Source organism: Marinobacter sp. F3R08, assembly GCF_018860425.1.
In the GTDB taxonomy this organism is placed as follows: Bacteria; Pseudomonadota; Gammaproteobacteria; order Pseudomonadales; family Oleiphilaceae; genus Marinobacter.
The window spans coordinates 33499-51638 of record NZ_JAHKPI010000016.1 but is presented as its reverse complement, the minus strand read 5'-3'; the positions used below and the strand labels follow the sequence as shown (position 1 = coordinate 51638).

The 18140-nt window shown below is 52.0% G+C and carries 15 protein-coding genes and 1 pseudogene; 11 read left to right on the top strand and 5 right to left on the bottom strand.

The annotated features are described in order from the left end of the window. Positions 1-297: 297 nt before the first annotated feature. From KO499_RS19970 to KO499_RS11730, 7 genes and pseudogenes are all read left to right on the top strand, one after another. A pseudogene (locus KO499_RS19970) lies at positions 298-421 on the top strand (prepilin-type N-terminal cleavage/methylation domain-containing protein); the annotation flags it as partial. Between the two features lie 362 nt (positions 422-783). Continuing rightward, positions 784-2631, top strand: a complete 1848-nt coding sequence (locus tag KO499_RS11755; protein ID WP_215983952.1) for a DUF3488 domain-containing protein — start codon at positions 784-786, stop codon at positions 2629-2631. Continuing rightward, positions 2628-3488, top strand: a complete 861-nt coding sequence (locus tag KO499_RS11750; protein WP_215983951.1) for a glycosyltransferase family 2 protein — start codon at positions 2628-2630, stop codon at positions 3486-3488. The genes KO499_RS11755 and KO499_RS11750 overlap by 4 nt, the downstream gene beginning before the upstream one ends. A 72-nt stretch (positions 3489-3560) precedes the next feature. Beyond that, positions 3561-4448: a glycosyltransferase family 2 protein gene (locus KO499_RS11745; protein WP_215983950.1), complete on the top strand. Its 888-nt coding sequence runs from the start codon at positions 3561-3563 to the stop codon at positions 4446-4448. A gap of 35 nt (positions 4449-4483) precedes the next feature. Then, positions 4484-5680 carry a glycosyltransferase family 4 protein gene (locus KO499_RS11740; protein WP_215983949.1) on the top strand — a complete coding sequence of 399 codons (1197 nt, stop codon included), beginning with the start codon at positions 4484-4486 and terminating at the stop codon, positions 5678-5680. Beyond that, entirely contained in the window at positions 5677-6534 is an 858-nt protein-coding gene (locus KO499_RS11735; protein ID WP_215983948.1) for an FkbM family methyltransferase, read from the top strand. The genes KO499_RS11740 and KO499_RS11735 overlap by 4 nt, the downstream gene beginning before the upstream one ends. A gap of 16 nt (positions 6535-6550) precedes the next feature. Beyond that, positions 6551-7786 carry a lipopolysaccharide biosynthesis protein gene (locus KO499_RS11730; protein ID WP_215983947.1) on the top strand — a complete coding sequence of 412 codons (1236 nt, stop codon included), beginning with the start codon at positions 6551-6553 and terminating at the stop codon, positions 7784-7786. On the opposite strand, the gene KO499_RS11725 is transcribed toward KO499_RS11730, so the two are convergent. From KO499_RS11725 to KO499_RS11715, 3 genes are all read right to left on the bottom strand, one after another. Further along, positions 7746-8762 (bottom strand): glycosyltransferase family 4 protein, encoded by a 1017-nt coding sequence (locus KO499_RS11725; RefSeq protein ID WP_215983946.1) that lies wholly within the window; start codon positions 8760-8762, stop codon positions 7746-7748. The two genes, KO499_RS11730 and KO499_RS11725, sit on opposite strands and share 41 nt — an antisense overlap. 1 nt (position 8763) lies before the next feature. Continuing rightward, positions 8764-9858: a glycosyltransferase family 4 protein gene (locus tag KO499_RS11720; RefSeq protein WP_215983945.1), complete on the bottom strand. Its 1095-nt coding sequence runs from the start codon at positions 9856-9858 to the stop codon at positions 8764-8766. Positions 9859-10105: 247 nt separating this feature from the next. Next, on the bottom strand, positions 10106-11467 hold the full coding sequence (locus tag KO499_RS11715; protein WP_215983944.1) for an MBL fold metallo-hydrolase RNA specificity domain-containing protein: 1362 nt from the start codon (positions 11465-11467) through the stop codon (positions 10106-10108). 90 nt (positions 11468-11557) lie between these two features. Here KO499_RS11715 and cysQ point away from each other — a divergent pair, with 90 nt between their 5' ends. Beyond that, positions 11558-12325, top strand: coding sequence for a 3'(2'),5'-bisphosphate nucleotidase CysQ (cysQ, locus tag KO499_RS11710; RefSeq protein ID WP_215983943.1), 768 nt, complete (start codon positions 11558-11560; stop codon positions 12323-12325). A gap of 134 nt (positions 12326-12459) precedes the next feature. Beyond that, positions 12460-13866, top strand: coding sequence for a hypothetical protein (locus tag KO499_RS19740; RefSeq protein ID WP_228339923.1), 1407 nt, complete (start codon positions 12460-12462; stop codon positions 13864-13866). Positions 13867-13988: 122 nt separating this feature from the next. Here the strand turns inward: KO499_RS19740 and KO499_RS11700 are convergent, their stop codons facing one another. Together KO499_RS11700 and KO499_RS11695 are read right to left on the bottom strand one after the other, a co-directional pair. Beyond that, positions 13989-14339, bottom strand: coding sequence for a DUF6447 family protein (locus KO499_RS11700; RefSeq protein WP_215983942.1), 351 nt, complete (start codon positions 14337-14339; stop codon positions 13989-13991). Between the two features lie 60 nt (positions 14340-14399). Continuing rightward, on the bottom strand, positions 14400-14591 hold the full coding sequence (locus KO499_RS11695) for a DUF6447 family protein (RefSeq protein WP_215983941.1): 192 nt from the start codon (positions 14589-14591) through the stop codon (positions 14400-14402). A gap of 303 nt (positions 14592-14894) precedes the next feature. On the opposite strand from KO499_RS11695, the gene KO499_RS11690 reads away from it, so the two are divergent. Together KO499_RS11690 and KO499_RS11685 are read left to right on the top strand one after the other, a co-directional pair. Then, positions 14895-16658 (top strand): type I secretion system permease/ATPase, encoded by a 1764-nt coding sequence (locus tag KO499_RS11690; protein WP_215983940.1) that lies wholly within the window; start codon positions 14895-14897, stop codon positions 16656-16658. Positions 16659-16661: 3 nt separating this feature from the next. After that, the gene (locus KO499_RS11685; protein ID WP_215983939.1) at positions 16662-18140 is read left to right on the top strand and encodes an HlyD family type I secretion periplasmic adaptor subunit; all 1479 of its coding nucleotides are present in this window, start codon (positions 16662-16664) and stop codon (positions 18138-18140) included.

Sequence of the window (18140 nt, the reverse complement as noted above, 5' to 3'; positions counted from 1 at the left end):
TTTTATTTACGCAACTCGTTGTTTGGTGGAATGAGAAAATGACGATGAGTGACAAATATTGTCAGTCATCGACGTTCGGGGGCAGTGGGGGAGGGTTTTGGAAGGTTCGGGGAATACCGGTGAGTAATCATTATCTGCTTGAAAATACCGACCTTTCCGTTTTTTCGATATAGTTCCCTGGGTTCTGGCACGGCGTGTGCTTTCTGATGATCAGGCTCGACGAAAAGGTCATCCGGTGCAGTAGCGCGAGGCCAGGGCCATACCGAGTTGATTACCGACAACCATAGAGGTCGAAAAATGAAGAAGATTCAGGCTACTAACGCTCAAAAGGGTTTCACACTTATCGAACTGATGATCGTAATTGCGATCATTGGTATTCTGGCAGCCATCGCTCTGCCGCAGTATCGTGACTACACTCAGCGCTCCGCTAACGGTGCTTGCCTGGCAGAAGCCAAGGCTTACATGAGCGCAGCGGTTTCTGACGCAGCTGATAACCGCACACCGACCGCTTTTGAGGCAAGTGCTTGTGATTCGTCAACATCCGTTACCATGACCATTGCTGATTACAACGCTGGTAACTCACTGACCTTCGCTGCGAAAGAGCAGGGTAATACTGCTATCAAGCAGGACACTCAGTGTGATGCAGGCACCGGTGCGTGTGAGCTTCAGTAATATCGCAAAGCTAATCGCATAGATTGAACAAAAAGCGTCTCCGGGCGCTTTTTGTTTTTTTAAACAAAAGAGAATGGAATTCCTGTGCGCCAATTGTTAGGTAATGGGTAGATGAATAGATTAACGGCGCAGTTCATATTTCTGTCTTTGTGTAGTGCCTTCTTCGTTTTTCTTGTTTTTTCCCCCGGCTTGAGCGGCGACTTTGTTCTCGATGACGGATTCAATATCCTGGACAATCGGGTTCTGTATTTGGAAAACTTGAGTTCAGATTCGCTAATTAATGCTGCATTCAGTTTTCATGATGGAAATGGTGCCCGCCCATTGCCCATGTTGAGTTTTGCGCTTGACTACTGGCGCGCTGGCAGCATGGATGCCACTGCTTTTAAAACCACCAACCTTATTATTCATCTGTTAACCACCGTTTTTCTCGCTTTCTTTTTTCGGCGTTTATTGGTGTTGGCAGGTTGTGCGCCAGAGAAAGCCGCATGGGGTGCTCTGGTTCTGGCGCTGGCCTGGGCGGTTCACCCGTTACAGGTCTCTTCTGTTATGTATGTGGTTCAGCGCATGCAAACCATGGCGACGATGTTTCTGGTTCTTGCGCTTTGGGCATACCTTGGTATGCGACAGCTTCAGATTGTTGGCAGCAGCCGTGGGCGTCTCCACGGCATTCTGGTCCTGGTGTTCTTTTTGCTGGCAGTTGCATGTAAAGAGGATGCGCCTCTGTTGTTCTTCTATGTGTTGGCTCTTGAATTAACCGTCTTGCGCTTTCGGGCGGTGCAACCTGATATTGCCAGGGGCCTGCGCCAGAGCTTTCTGGTTCTGACCGTTCTGGCTGGAGCGATCTACGTGTTTGTGGTGGTGCCTCATTATTGGCAATGGGAGGCGTACACTGGAAGAGATTTTTCCTCTCTGGAGCGTTTGATGACCCAGGCTCGGGTGCTGGTCATGCACCTCGGCCAGATTGTGTTTCCCTATCCGGACAATATGACGTTCTTGTACGACAGTCTGGCGGTGTCTCGCAGTCTCTGGAGCCCTTGGACAACGCTGCCGAGTTTATTATTGATTCTCGGGTTGCTGATATGGGCCTGGCGCTGGCGTGCTCGTCGACCGCTCTTTTCCCTGGGTGTGTTTCTGTTCTTCTCGGGCCACTTCATTACCAGCAACGTGATTGGCCTGGAACTGGTTTTTGAACACAGGAATCATTTCCCGCTGATTGGGGCAGTCCTGGCAATTGCTGATCTGGCAATATTGGTGGGCCGTCGTTTTCGGTTCAGTCGCCTTCAGGCCGGAGTATGCCTGGCGGCCGCGTCGATCATTGTGAGTACGGCAACGGTTGCTCGGGCTTATACCTGGGGTGATCCGGTTCGCCATGGTGAAAAGCAGGTAGAATTGCATCCCTACTCAGTCAGGGCCTGGACACAGTTGGGCGGGGCTCACTTTGACCTTTACAAGGCAACGAAAGAGGAACGCGATTTACGAAATGCCATAAGAGTCAATGCCGAAGGCTTCGCCGCAGTCGAGGCCCCTCAGTTCGCAGGCAATTTGGTAATCTACAAATCCGTGCTGGGTGAGGTTACTGATAATGACTGGCAGCGTTTCCTGGATTCCTTGCGCGATGCACCCCGAAGCTGGCAAAACAAGTTCGTTGTTTGGACCATGATGACGAACGTTGAGCGCGGCATTGATATAGACCCGTCGTGGGTAGTAAAAGCAATCGATGTACTCACGGCCAAAACCCGCTTGAGTCAGGATCAGTATCTTCGCATGGCGGTATTCATCTACAAGTTTGGAGAACAGCAGGATGCGCTGCCGTATTTTCTCAAATTTGCCGAGAGCGCCGCTGCAGGTGATGATAATCTCATCCGAATAATTCAGGAACTGACGGACGCTGGTCACAGTGAGTGGTCTGACCAGCTAAGAGAAATCGAGCAAGCCAAACAGGATGATGAGATCCGATGAACAGCGTATCCATAGTTCTTCCTGCAAAAAATGAAGCGGAAGCCATTGGTCCTGTAATCCAGTCCATTTGCCGCCTTCTGCCACAGGCCGAGGTTATCGTAATTGATGATGGTTCTGACGACGATACTGCGGAGATAGCGCAGACTGCCGGAGCAAGGGTTGTATCTCACCGGTACAGCAAGGGAAATGGGGCAGCAATAAAGTCGGGGGCCAGAGCCGCGACGGGCGATGTGATTGTTTTTATGGATGCTGATGGGCAGCATAGACCGGAAGATATTCCTCTATTGCTCGAGAAAATCGAAGAAGGATTCGATCTGGTAGTGGGAGCCAGGGGGGCTGGTTCCCAGGCCAGTGTTGGTCGCGGTTTGGCGAATCGTTTCTACAACAGACTGGCTTCGTTCATGACCGGGCACAAGGTCGATGATCTGACCTCTGGATTCAGGGCGGTCAGAAGAACGATGTTTTTGGAATTTCTCTACTTGTTGCCCAATGGTTTCTCCTACCCGACCACAAGCACCATGGCCTTTTTCCGCGCAGGTCATTCTGTTGCTTATGTGCCTATCTCTGTTTTAAGCCGTGCTGAAGGTTCCAAGAGTCACATCAGTCTTTGGAAAGATGGCCTGCGTTTTCTTTTGATTATCTTCAAAATCGGTACCTTGTATTCACCCTTGAAGCTGTTTTTCCCTATCTCCGTGGGGCTGGGCGGCGGCGGGGTCAGCTACTATGCCTATACCTACCTTACGGAAGGTCGTTTTACCAATATGAGTGCATTGCTGTTTACGACAGCAATACTGGTTTTTTTGATGGGGTTGGTCTCGGAACAGATAACGGCATTGATGTACAAGGATAAAGGCTGACTGCTCAAGCTCATGGAGTGCCGGTAACCGGGACTTTGATCGGCGGACTAAACGATTCTATATAGGAATGAAATGTTCAGTGGTTGCAAGGTCGACATCATAATCCCTGTTTTCAATGATCCCATCGGTTTGAAGCGCTGTCTGCTTGCCCTTGAGGAGCAACTGGAGGCGTTTCCGTCCTGTGGTGTTATTGTCGTGGATAACGGTTCATCGCCGCCGGTTGAACCAGTTGTTGCCGCCAGTATTCCAGTACGGCTGGTCAGGTGTGAAACGCCTGGATCATATGCGGCACGGAATGCCGGTGTGGCTGAATCGAATGCCGATGTTCTTGTGTTTCTGGATGCAGACTGTGTGCCGGCAGAGGGTTGGCTTCTGAATGGCCTGAAAACGCTGCTGGGTTATGACGGGCCTTGTATCGTGGGTGGGGATGTCCGTTTCTTCAAGTCAGAAAAGCCTTCAGCAACTGAAGTGTATCAACTGATGGTGGGGTTCGGTCAGGAAGAAAATATCAGAGAAAGGCATTTCTCCGTAACAGCAAATCTCTTTACCAGAATGACAACCATCCGAGAGGTTGGTGGATTCAATGAGGGGTTGCTGTCTGGAGGCGATAAGGAGTGGTGCCTGAGAGCCGGAGAGGCAGGGTGCCCGGTTGTTTTTGATGCATCAGCCATTGTTTATACCGAGCCAAGAAAGACGCTCATGCAGGCGATCACTCAAGCCAGGCGAGTGGCCGGAGGCCGGTATGTCATGCTGGAGAGCCAGAAGCCAGGTGAGGCCGTTACAACCAGTCGCCCTTCCTCTGAGAAAGGTTTGGTAGACAAGGCTGGGTTTGTTCTTGGGCATTCCGATTTCGGGGTGGGCATGAGGCTCCGCGTTTTTGGGGTTGCCACTCTTATTTTTCTCGCCAGAAAGCTTGAAACTATCCGGCTCAGGCTAGGTAGCAAAATGGAAAGGCGTTAGTTGCCGAGCTGCTACGTTCTGCGAGGGAGCCGAAATTGAGAAAGCATGTCTTAGTAGTGGTCTCCAGTTTTCCTGTGTACTCCGAGACATTTGTTGTCGACCATGTCAAAGGCATGCTGGAGTCCGGCTGGGAGGTTTCGGTTGTAGCCGAGAATATCGACAGAAAACTCTTTGACGCTTTCTTCGCTGGTGAGGCAAGCAGACCTGAGTTGCTGACGTATTTTTCTCCGTCGCGACTATTGGGGGAAGGTGTTGTTACATTGGCGGGCAAAGCGTTTGAGGGGATTGAATGTCATCCGGTGCCAGGCTCTTTAAATGCCCGGGCCATGGCCGTCAAGGCTCAGTGCCTGTCAGGCGTGATACGGGACGTTTGTCCCGACCTGATCCACGCACATTTTGGATCAAATGGTGTTTTGGCAGCTATAGCACTGAAAGGGTTGAATTTGCCTTTAGTTGTAAATTTTCATGGATACGACGTTACTTCGTATACCAAGAAGAATGGGTGGGGCCTGTATCAGTGCCATTTGAATAGAGCTGTTTTAGTGGGACACAGTGAATTTGTCCGTCGCAGGCTTCGGGAGAATATGGGCAGCAAGGTTGAATCCATAGTGATGGGAGTTGATACCGGGCGGTTTGTGCCGAATGTTGAAAAAGGACAACAATGGCCGCGCCCGTTGAGATTTATGTCAGTCGGAAGGTTGACCCGCTGCAAGGGGCATGATGTGGCGATTGAAGCTCTGAGAATCCTTCATTCCCGTCATCCGGAATGGGATTCCCGGCTTTCGATTGTGGGCAGCGGGGAAGAGTATGAGGCTCTTGTAGAACAGGCTCAGGCAGCCGGTTTGTCAGACAGGGTTTGCTACCTTGGCGGCCTGGACTATCACGCTATGCCGGCTGTGATGCAGGAGGCCGATGTATTGATGGTCTGTTCACAGAGTACAGAAGACGGTTGGGAAGAAGCATTTTGCCGAGTTGCGGTGGAGGGGATGGCTAGCGGATTAGCTGTGGTTGCTACACCGTGCGGCGGCTTACCTGAAACGATCAATGGGGCGGGCTACACTGCCAGAGGGTTTGAGGCTCAATCAGTTGTTGATGCAGTTGAAGACTTGTTATCAACGGAAACCCCAGAGTCCTTGAGCCTTCGTTCACGCCGAGTAGCAGCTAGATATGATTTGCGAAAGATGGTTCATGGTTATAGCTCTCTTTCCAACAGGATGAGAATGAACTCATGAAATTGTACTCCGTAACATACTTCGAGTTTTTTAAAAGAAAGGTGCTTTACCATATATTGAGAAGGTCTGAGCTACCTATCTCTGAGAGGAAGGACCTTTTTTTCGCGTCGCACAATGACCGTATAGGTGCTGTAATTCAAGCTTATGGCAGTTATGAGCGAGAGTTTCTTTCGTGCCTTGATGTGCTGGTAAAACGGCTCGGTATTGCCGATAAGTCAGCTCTGGATGTGGGAGCGAATATAGGAAACCATACTTTATACTTCTCGAGAATTTTTGACGCAGTTATTGCCTTTGAGCCAAGTCAGACACTTAATCTGGTCTTAAGGGCAAACGTACTTCGCAATGGGCGAAAGAATGTAGAGGTATTTTGTTGTGGTTTGGGCGAAGAGCAAGGAACTGCCTTTGTAAAAAATGTTAATGAGCAAAATACAGGCATGGTTGAGCTGGAAGGAATTATCACCGGTGAGACAGACAGGGAAGGAACGGTTGATATATGCAAGGCAGATGATCTGATTCTGGACAGGAAACGTCCTATTGGTTTTGTGAAAGTGGATGTGGAGGGGATGGAGGTTTCTGTTTTTAAAGGGATGCGTGAATGTCTTATACGAGACAAACCGTTGATTGCCTTTGAATCTAGAAATGCCGAAGAGGGGGAGGCAGTCGTTGGATGTCTTTCTGAGTCAGGGTATTCCTACTTTTATGAGATAAAGGCAACCAGAGTTTTTCAGTGGAATAGTATTAATTTAAGAGATCTGCTCTCCTTCAAGAAAAGTTATTCTCTCAGAAAAATAGATAAGATTGAAAACAGGTTCTATCCCACCATTTTTGCATCGGTTGACGAAATTGCCATTTAGAGCGTCGCTCTCCAGGATGTTGCTCAGCCATCAGGTTGTTGCTATCGGCGCACAGGGCACGAAAGTGTTGCTGTTGGCTGCTTACTTGATACTTGCTACTCGTGCTCTTGGGCCAGAGGGCTATGGCTATGTTGCTGTTGCTACCAGTGTCGCCTTGTTGTTTGTTCAGTTTGTAGGGCTAGGCTCAGGCGTCGCCAGCATTCGTGAATCCGCAAGGGATCCAGAGTCTTTCTCCCTGGCCTGGGGATCCGCGTTGCTAAGGTATTTATGCTCGGGGCTGCTGCTGGGATTGCTGTATTTGTTTCTTGGCTTGTGGTTTGTTGATGAAACCATGGGCTATCTGTCATGGGCGCTTGTTGCCCTGTCAGAAGTTGTGTTGCTTCCCCTGTGTATGGTTACCGCATATGCGTTTATGGCCTACGGTCGGGTAAGGGTGTCGCTGCTGATGCAGCTAGTCGCGCCACTGTTGAAAACCTGTCTGTTATTGGTATTTCTCGTCGCTGGTGGTTCTCTGGAGTTAGAAGCATTCTTTTTCATAATGGCCGGGAGCACTGCAGTGGCTTCGGCGGTATCCATGATCCTTGCGATCAAGTTTCTTCCTTCGGTGGTTTGGCCTTCCACTTCCGAAGCCTGGAAAGTGGGGAGTGATATTCTCTATTCTGTGAATAGTCTGACCAATCAGGGAACCCTGGAGGGGAGTAAACCGCTAACAATGGGGATGTCAGGCGTGGCTGATGTGGGGCTGTATGGGGCGGCCATGAGAGTAGTGTCGGCCGCTGCTTTGCCAATAAACTCTGTTATTCAGTCGCAGTCCTATCGTCTTTTTGGTTATGGGTCTGTATTGAAGGAAGAGCACTTCACATTCCTGTTCCGCTATGTGCTGGCATTCTTGCTGTATGGTTCTGTTTGCTTTTTGTTTTTCTGGATACTGTCCGATTATATTGGTTTGCTCTTGGGGGAGGGCTTTGGATCTATAGGTGATCTGGTATTGATATTGGGTGCCTGGTTACCATTTTATTCCATACGGCAGTTGATCGGTGCTGTACTGACTACCACAGACAGAGTGAAAGAGAGGGTGTATCTGGATATTGCATCGGGCCTCTTCTTTCTGGGACTCGCTGTCTACCTGATTCCTCTGTATGGGGCCGTTGGTACGTCTGTCGGTATTATGGCAGCAGAGATCTTCTGGATCCTCATAGCTGTCATTTTCTTCAAGAGGGGGAGCTTTTCCTCAAAACGTTTTCATAAATAGCTATATGTGAGCTGCTGTTCTGACTAATGGATGGTGGCGCGACGCTGGGCTGTTGGGAGGCGGTTGTAGGAGTACTGGCTATTCGTCTTACAGCTTTGGTGAATGCGTGGACGTCATCTTGCGTGCATAAAACGCCTGTTTGTTGGTCCTTAATGACTTCTGTCAGTGATGATCCACGCGTCGCGACCACGGGTATCCCACAGGCTATTGCCTCGATAGCGACCAAAGGATGTCCCTCACTCCGGGATGGAAACAGAAAAGCATCAGAGTTTTGCATTGCCCGTGCCACCTCAGCATCACCGTCAAGGCGACCAATATCTTTCATATTGGAGGGCATGTCGGGTTTGTCTTTCTCAGCTGCGGGCCCGCCGGTGTATCGCAGTTCAAACTGATCGCCCAGTTCGCGCATGATTGGTGCCAGCAGATCCACGCCTTTTCGGGCCATCCAGCTACCTACATAAAGTAGCTGGAACGGTTCCCCCGGAGTGCGTATGCGATTCCTGGGCTTGAATATTGCCGTATCGACACCGTTGTAGATGACCTCGATAGGTACGTCGGCCAGAGTCTGTTTTGCTGTATCCGCAACAAAATGGCTGACTGCAATGACTTTGGCTGCACGCCGCATGATCTCTCGTTCGATGGGGGCAATCCAGAATTTATGGTAGGCGGCTCTGAGCCATCCTTTATAGCTGAGAGCATCCGGATGATGCACAGAGTGGTGAATTGTCGCTACAAATGGCAGATTTTGGGGAGCAAATCTGGGGTGAAGCCAGGTATTTACGTGCGCTATTGTCGCCCAATTGGGGGCTTCAGGTAGAGGAACAGTCCAGGGCGCATATTCTGAACGTAACGGTAGCCAGGTGATTTCGGCCCGAATACCTCTCTGATTCAACTCTTTTACGAGTCGTTCGGTAAAAATATCCGTGCCAGTGTTGGTTCGCACAGTAGGAAACCAGACTGCTGGGGTTCGTTCCATTTTACCACTCCACAACGGCACTGGATGTCAGGGCGCTGGTGATACGTGTACCGAAATTATGCCACGCAAAGTCTTGTGCAAAGTCCTTCATATCCCCATCGGACAAGGGGTTTTGCAGCAGTTGCATTGTATGTTGCCAGAGCTGGGTATAATCGTTTTGCTCGGCCAGGAGTCCGGATTTCCCGTGACAAACTGCATCGACAATCCCGCCGGTTGCAAAGGCCGCCGTTGGCAAACCGTGAGCGGCAGCTTCAATTGCCACCATGCCAAACCCTTCCGGATCATTTGGAATGTGACGGACAGGGAATACGTGTACATCGCTTGCCTCGTATACCGTTGCCAGTTGCCTCTTGTCGGTAATGACCCCAAGAAAAAGCACATGTCCGGACACACCCGATTTTTGGGCTTGTTCTCTTATACTGTCTTCCGTTTGAATGCCGGCTCCAAGGGAGTTCTTAGGGGCTTCGCCAACGACTGCCAGTACGGCATCGGGTTCCAGTTTTACAATTTCAGGTAGAGCATGCTCTACAAACTCGCGAAGCCCCTTGCGAGTGGTCAGCCGACCAACTGAAAGCAGAATCTTCTTACCTTCCAGTCCGTGCTTTCGCTTGAATGCACTGATCATCTCTGCCGATTGAGGGGCTTCGGGTAGACTGACGCCGGGGAAAACAAGGTGGATTTTGTTTTCTGGCACGCCTGCAGAGAGTGCCAACTGTTTGGTAGGCGTACTGTTAACGAGGATGCAGTCCATTTTTTTGAATAGCGGTTTCCATAGCTTTTGATAGATTGAACTCGGAGCTGTGATGTCGAAGCCATGAAGGTAAACGGCAGACTGCGCTCCGGAACATTTGCTGATCAGCCAGACCAGAGGTGCCGTGAGTCCACTACCGGCAATGATATAGTGGGGGTTCCAGCGCAGAGCCACCCATAGCGCCTTGCAAAAGGCTATGAACATAAAGCCGGGTAAAGGCTTGAGCGGTGCCTCACTCAGTGTGGTTTTTTCTGGTTTCGTTGCCGCGGCTCCTTTCGGGCCCACTACCTGAACCTGGGTGTACTGAGATAGTTCGTCGGCCATGTGCCAATTGAGGCGTTCCATACCGCCAACCAGGGGCGGCAGATTACGTGTGAGGAGTAGGACCTTGATTCTCTTGGGCGGGTGTTGTTGATGCGTCACTTTAACTCGCTACCTGGTAAATTGGGCGCATGTTCCGGCTTGTAATCTTAGAGAAGGGTGGAGTGGGATATCTTGATGACATCAAGTCTGACCAGATTCCTGAAGGCTCGACGTAATAATCCCGAGCCTTTGCTTTCTGACTCTTCTTGCCTTTGCTGTGTTGTTTGCCCTAAATCTCAACCTCCTCAAACAACTCAGGCACTTCCACATCCCAGCCAAATTTTTCCTGAATCCGTTTGCGCATTACGTCACTGGCAAGCATTTCTCCGTGCGTAACGTAAACCTTTTCTGGCTTCAGAGTGCCTTGTTCGAGCCAGGACAGAATCTCATTGTAATCCCCATGAGCGGAAAGGGAATCCAGATTATGGATTTCGGCCTTAACAGGCCAGTATTCGCCATGAATTTTCACAGATCTGGTGCCGTTTACCAAGGCGTCGCCTCGTGTTCCGGGTGCCTGGAAACCAGCGAACACAACGCTATTTCGAGGATTTGGAAGCAGAGTCTTCAGGTGGTGCAGTACCCGTCCGCCACTGGCCATGCCGCTCGCGGAAATAATTACGCATGGATAACGTACCGCATCCAGTTCAATAGATTCTTCCACTTTGCGCACGAACGTTGTTTTTTCGTCGATCAGCTCACACTGCGCTGCATTCAGTTTGTGCTCTTTATGGTGTTTGCAAAAGATCTCAGTTGCCTTGATGGCCATGGGGCTATTCAGAAACACCGGTAGTTTGGGAATCCTCCCGTCTCCCATTATCTTGTGGATCGCGTACAGCAGCATCTGAGCGCGACCAACCGCAAACGCAGGAATAAGAACGATACCACCCCGGCCGGCCGTTCTGGTGATGATTTCTGCGAGTTCTGCTTCCGGATCTGTCTCGCCATGGATGCGGTCCCCATAAGTTGATTCACACAGCAGTACATCCGCCTTTTGCAGTGGCTCCGGCGGGCGCATGATGAGGTCGCTCTGTCGGCCAACGTCTCCGCTGAATACAACGGTTCTGTCTGCAACCTTATGACGAACATGAACGCAAGACGAGCCCAGTATGTGTCCGGCAGGAGTAAAGGTTACCTCAAAGTTTTTCACGGGTTCGAAGGCTTCGTGATAGTGCAGGGATTCAAAATGTTTGAGAGCTTCCCGGGCGTCTTTTTCGGTAAACAGGGGCTCCGGCTTTTCATGTTTCGAGAATTTCTTGCGGAACGCGTATTTTGCGTCTTCCTCCTGAAGAAAGCCTGCATCGGGCAACAGAACCTTACACAGTTCATGGGTCGCCTTGGTGCAAAAGACCTTGCCTTTGAAGCCGTTCTTTACCAGCGCCGGAAGATAGCCCGAATGGTCGATATGGGCATGGGTCAGTACGACTGCGTCAATGGTGGATGGATCCACCGGAAACTTCGCCCAGTTGCGCCGGCGCAGAGTTTTTACGCCCTGGTACATGCCGCAGTCTACCAGTACCCGATGCTTTTCATCCGAGAGCAAATAGCGGGAGCCGGTGACCGTTCCTGTGCCGCCAAGGAAGCGAAGTTTCATAGAGGCATCCTTCTGGTTCTTTGTTTGGGGAGTGTTACTATTATCCATCATAGTTCATTCCGTTTTGATCTGAATCAGGAAGGGAATCGCATGCATTACAGCTCCATTCTCCCGGATGTCATAAAGGTAGCTGACGAAGCCAGTGAAAAGGCGCTTCATATTTACCAGTCGGATTTCAAAGTCGGTTTCAAAAGTGATCATTCGCCCATAACCGCTGCCGACACGGCGAGCCACGAGATCATTGTTCGGGGCTTGCGCCACATCAGTCGGGACATTCCCATACTCTCCGAAGAAGGCAAAGACATTCCCTGGGAGGAGCGCAGACACTGGCGCCGCTTCTGGCTGGTTGATCCCATTGATGGAACCAGGGACTTTACCCAGCGTTCGGGGGAATTCACGGTCAACATCGCGATGATCGAAGACGGTGAGCCGGTGATGGGTGTGGTGATTGCGCCGGCCCTGAAGGAAGCGTTTTGGGGCGTTGTTGGTGAGGGCGCGCATTTGCGGGATCGTACTGGAAAGGTTCGGCGAATCCGGGTGGCGGAGCCAACGGCAGTAAAGCGTGTTGTGGCCAGCAAGAACCATCTCAATGAAGAAACCAGAAGCTTCATTGATAAGCTCGGCGAGCATGAACTGGTGCGGGCCGGTAGTTCTCTCAAGTTTTGTCGGATCGCAGAGGGACATGCGGATATTTACCCCAGACTGGGTCCCACCTGTGAATGGGATACAGGAGCGGGGCAGGCTGTCCTGATGGCTGCCGGGGGCAAGGTCCAGACTCTGGATGGCAAGCCGCTAAGCTATGGTAAGGAAGATGTTCTTAATCCCTTCTTTATCGCCTCGGGGGACTGGTTTCAATAGTTTTGGCCTGAAGACGTCACGGTGACTGGCGAAAAAATGACGAAGATCATCGCCAGAAACCCAACGCTTTTAACGTTATTTGACAATTGTGGTGGATATTATGGCACCGTTGTATTTTTTATTTCGGAGCTGCAATGTTTTCCTCAGCCAATTGGTGGGTCAGGCCCTCACTGATAGTTGTGTTTAGCCTTTTGCTCGCCGCCTGTGGTGGTGGCGGCAGTGGGCAGTCTGCGGATGGCCAGGACGGGGTTAGGTCCGGCGCTGAGACTTCTGGGCAGATGGTCTGGGTAGAAGGCTCTGCGGTAAAGGGTACGATCAGCAAGGGCTTGATCTCTATTTACCGGCCGGCTGGAGGTAATGTCTGGCTCCGGGTAGGGGAGAGTGTTCGCACCGATGGTGAGGGGCGCTTTCGCATTGGAGTTCCGGTGGAGTTCACGGGGCAGGGGCTGAAAGTGGTCCTGGGGTCCGACAGCGCTACTCAGATGCGCTGTGATGTCCGCCCTGCATGCAGGACACCGGGAGGAGGCTGGGTCACCTTTGGTGAGCACTTCTGGCCGGGCAACGATCTCTCCATGGTTACCGTGGTTAATCCATCATCAACTGCCTCATCGCAGGCCGTCCTGTCTCCTGTCGGTTCCCTTGCTTATCAATTGTCGCTGAATAACGGCGCACTCGGAGAGGGTGGCTATCAGTCTGCGCTTCGCACATTGGAAGCCGAATTTGGTCTGTCGGACGGTGTTCTGAGCCAGCCACAAGTCGATCTGGCGTCGCCCGATGCCCTGGGTTCTGATTCTGAAATGATTTTGTCATCTCTCGTTAATGCGGGCTTTCTGGCTCTTGCGGGGGATGATCGTTGGGGCACGCTGGCCAGTGTCATCAATAGTTTTGAGGTGGTCATTGCCGGCAATGGTTACCTGCCCGAACGTTCCGGGTACTACCTTTCCCCAAGCGCTGAGCTGGTGCTGCTGGCGGCGCGTGAGCAAGCGGACATGCATCATGAGGCTGCGCTTGAGAGGGGGGCGGTGGAGAGCAGTCTGACGTCGGCGCTGGCATCCATCGACGCGTCTTTGCTCAATATTGGCTATGTCCCCGGCTCCAGTGTGCCAGAGCCTGATTCTGTCACCGTGCCCGTGCCCGAGCCCGCCCCCGCGCCAGAGTCTGTGCCGACTACAGAGCGTGCGCCGGAACCCGCACCAGAGCCCGAACCCGCATCGGAATCCGAACCAGTCCCGGGGATAAGCCCCGAGCCTGCCCCTGGTCAGGTTACAGGGTCAGCGAAGTTGCGTTGGCAGGCCCCTTTGACTCGTGAAAATGGGGAATCTCTGGCTATGGGAGAAATTGACCAGTACGTTGTCCGTTATGGTCTGGAAGAGGATGTCCAGGCGATGTCGAGCGAGGTTGTTATCGAAGATGGTCAGGTAATGGCATTCGAGATTTCAGGTCTTGGAGAGGGTACCTGGTTTTTTGCCATCCGGACATTGGATGTGAATGGGCTCGCCAGTGCCTGGTCAGGCGTTGTGAGTAAAACGATTGCCAGATAGGGGGAGCTTTCGGCGTTCGGTAATTGAGGAGGGAAAAACGCCGGCCTTGAAGGCCGGCTAGTGCTAACTGTCCGATCGCAAACTTTAAACTAACTTAATAAACGGCGAATTGCTAGTCTAATTCACTGAATAGTGGTGTTGAGTGTTTTCAATTCGTGCTCCAGAGCTTCACCATACCGTTGGCGCGCTGTGCGGGTGATCGCGAGCTCTGTTTCAAGCTCTCCGATCAGTCGGTCTGTGACGCGCAGATTGGTGATTTGAGCTTTGGCATTCTCGTTCAGCGCATCCACTGGATAGGTTTTGCCATCAATAGTGACTGTTTCACCTGATGCTTTTTTGGTGTCAGTTTTGCGCGTTGTCTTTTTTGTGGCCGCAGTGCTAGCCGTTTTTCTTGCCGCAGGCTTGCTTGCCGTTGTTTTTGAGGCTGTTGTCTTGCGGGGCTTTGATGTTGCGCTTGTTTTCTTTTCCGTCATGAAGAACTCCGACTGACTATTTTACTGGGATAAATTGAGGTGCCAGGTGGATCCGCTACTTCAGGCTTTCTTGCCAGCAATTGATTTCAGGCGATCCACGTAGCTGGACTGGGCGGTTCGGGCTACGGCCAGTCTTGCCTCCAACCTCTTGATGTGATCATTTGTGGCAGAGGCCTGGCGGGCCAGAAGCCGCCCTTCGGTTGATAGATCCTTAAGTTTGTATGTCTTGCCATCAACAGTAATGCTTTCCATAAAACCACCAATTCGAATCATCGTAAAAGGTGGAATATAACATAGCCGGAAACGCACGCGAAACGCAGCGGTTGGCAACAGGATTGGCAAAAGTTAATGAAGGTATAATCTGCCGGGGTTGAACTCTGACCTTTTGTAACCATTGAAGGCTATCGTTGCGCGATTTTTAGTGTGGAGACTGGCCAATCAGGCTTCGTTGACACCCTTGGGCACCCTCCCTAGAATGGCCGGCTTCAACTATCCCGGCGCTCTATTGCAGGCGTGTGACGTTTTCTTTCCTGTTAATCAACCGGTACCGCTGTTATGTCGAACAAAGCGAATCCAGAGCAAGCTGAGCCAACTGAGCTGGAGCGCGCCCTCAAGGAATGCAAGCGGGGGTTTCTCTCGGTAGGTCTGTTTAGTCTGTTTATCAACATACTCATGCTGGTTCCGGCTATTTACATGCTGCAGGTATACGACAGGGCTCTGGGCAGCAGGAGTGTCGACACCCTCATCATGCTCACCCTGGTGGTCGTCGGCCTGTTTGTGACAATGGCGCTCTTGCAGATGGTGCGCTCGGCCATTCTTGTTCGCGTTGGAAACAACATTGATAAGAAGCTAGGCGAAAAGATTTTCTCGTCAATGTTCAAGCAAGCAATAGACAAGCCGGAGCGACAGAGTGCTCAGCCTCTCACGGACCTCACCACGCTACGCCAGTTCCTCACGGGGCAGGGCCCGATCGCATTTTTCGACGGTCCCTGGCTGCCGATATTCATTGCTGTCCTGTTTATGTTCCATCCCTGGTTTGGCGTCTTTGCCATTGTGGCTGCGCTCATTCTTCTCGCATTGGCTTACGCGAACGAAAAAATGACCGGGAAGATGCTGGCAGAGGCTGGCCAGGCCAGTATTCAGTCAACCCAGTATGCAAGTTCCTGCCTTCGCAATGCCGAGGTGGTTCACGCCATGGGCATGGAGAATAACCTTAAGAGTCGCTGGGGCAACCGTCACCTGGACTTCCTTCTGAACCAGGGCGACGCCAGTGACCGCGCTGGCATCCTTACCAATGCCTCCAAAACGCTTCGGATGATGTTTCAGTCTCTGATGCTGGGCCTTGGTGCTTATCTTGCTATCGAACAGGAAATCACGCCGGGCATGGTCATTGCCGGCTCTATTCTGATGGGGCGGGCTCTGGCGCCTCTGGATCTAATGATTGGCTCCTGGAAAGGTTTTTCCGGAGCCAGATCGGCCTATGAGCGCCTGCAGGAGTTATTCCGCAGTTACTACTCAGAGCGTCAATCCATGCCGCTGCCATCGCCTGAGGGTTCGGTAAGTATCAATTCGCTGGTGGTTGTGCCGCCTGGCGCTCAGGCGCCCTCCCTCAGGGGCGTGGGTTTTGAGCTCCAGAAAGGCGATATGCTGGCGATTGTCGGCCCCAGTGCTGCCGGAAAATCGAGTCTTGCAAGAGCCATGCTCGGTGTCTGGCCTGTGGCCAACGGTACGGTGAGGCTCGATGGCGCGGATATTCATCAATGGGACAAGAACCAGTTGGGGCCCCATATTGGCTATCTGCCACAGGACATAGAGCTGTTCGAAGGCACAATCAGTGAAAACATCTGTCGCTTTGGCGAGCTGGATCCTGCAAAAGTGGTGGAGGCTGCCAAGCTGGCTGGTGTTCACCAGTTGATTCTTCGCCTTCCGAATGGCTACGACACCCAGATAGCTGTTGTTGGTGGCGTTTTGTCCGGCGGGCAGCGGCAACGAATCGGGTTGGCAAGGGCTGTTTACGGTGAGCCGAGCCTTGTTGTTCTGGATGAGCCGAATTCAAACCTTGATGATCAGGGCGAACAGGCCCTTCTGGTGGCGCTTGAAGAGCTCAAGCGGCGAGAGGTCACGGTGGCTCTGATTACTCATCGTAAGCCAATTCTCCGGCTGGTGGATAAAATGCTTGTGCTGTCAGATGGGCAGGTTGCAGGATTTGGTGAGAGAGACGATGTGATGCGAGCGCTCCAGGACGGGCAGATTGCCATCGGACAGGGGAAAGCCAAAGAGGCGAAGTCCGGACAAACCAAACAAGGGGGCGGGGCTTAATCCATGGCGAACGACAAAGATCTTCGGGAGCAATCGGAAGCTCATAAAGAAACTCAGCCCTCCGAAGCTGAAGCATCCCCCCGTGAGGAACAGGAAGAAGCGTGGGAAGAAGTGGATGAAAGCGCTCTTCCCGGAACCTATACCCGGGAGACCAAAGAAGGTTCGGGGAACGTCTCCAAGGGGATGGAACGCATCCCTACGGATTATGGTCGTCGCATACGAGCAGGCCTGACGGTCCTTCTGGTGACCTTTGTTGGTGCGGGCGGTTGGGCCGCACTGGCCCCGCTGGATGGAGCGGCTATTGCTCCGGGGCAGGTCATTGTTGAGTCCCAGAACCGCGTTGTTCAGCACCTGGAAGGCGGAATTATCGACGAATTGATGGTGCAAGACGGAGATCAGGTTGAAAAAGGTGATCCGTTAATCGTTCTGTCCGACACCAGAGCCCGTGCGGAGCTTGATGTTGTTGAATCCGAACTCCGGGAAGTGCTCGGCCGGGAAGCGCGGCTTCGGGCGGAACGGGTTGGTGCTGACGAAATCGAGTTTCCCGAGGAGCTCTTGCAGCAGGATATTCCTTCAGCGCGTAACATCGTGGAAGGCCAGAGAGGCCTGTTTGAGTCCCGAACCGAGGCTCTGGATGGTCAGATTGATATCTACAGCCAGAGGATTCGGGCACTTACCCAGCAAATGGATGGCCTGCGCGCGATGAACCGTAACCTGAACTCTCGCATCGAGAGCTATCAGGAAGAGCTGAAAAATTGGCAGGAGCTCTTCGAGCAGGAACTTGCAGACCGGAACCGGATAAACGAAATGCAGCGGGAGCTGTATCGCCTGCAAGGCGAAAAGGCGAGCAATGAATCCCGGTTGGCTGAACTGGAAATCAAGATTGGTGAAACACGGTCCGAGTTGCTGGTCACTAAGCAGAACTATGCCGAAGAAGTTGCAGAGCGCCTGAGAGAAACACAGCAAACCATGGCGGATCTGCGGGCCCGGAGAACAGCGCTGCGGGATACGCTTGAGCGAACAACGATTACGGCTTCTGTTACCGGTACCGTGGTCGCTATGGCTGTGCACACCGTCGGAGGGGTTGTCAGGTCCGGAGACACGGTCATGGAGATTGTTCCAAGCAATCAGGAATACACGATCAAGGTTCGAGTGCAGCCACAGGATATTGATCGGGTAGCGATTGGTCAGACCGCCGATGTCAGGCTGTCTGCGTTCAATCAGCAAACCGCCGATATCATTGAAGGTGAGCTGGTTGGCCTGTCTGCCGATGCGCTGGAAGACGAGAAAAGCGAGGAGCGCTATTACGAGGCCAAAGTGAAAGTCACTAAGGCCGGAAGAGAAACCATGCAGCATCAGGGTATGTATTTGTTACCCGGGATGCCCGCCGAGGTCATGATCAAGACCGGAGAGCGCACAGCGCTTCAGTATCTTCTTGATCCGGTTACTCGCATGTTCCAGCGCGCGTTTCGGGAGGAGTAA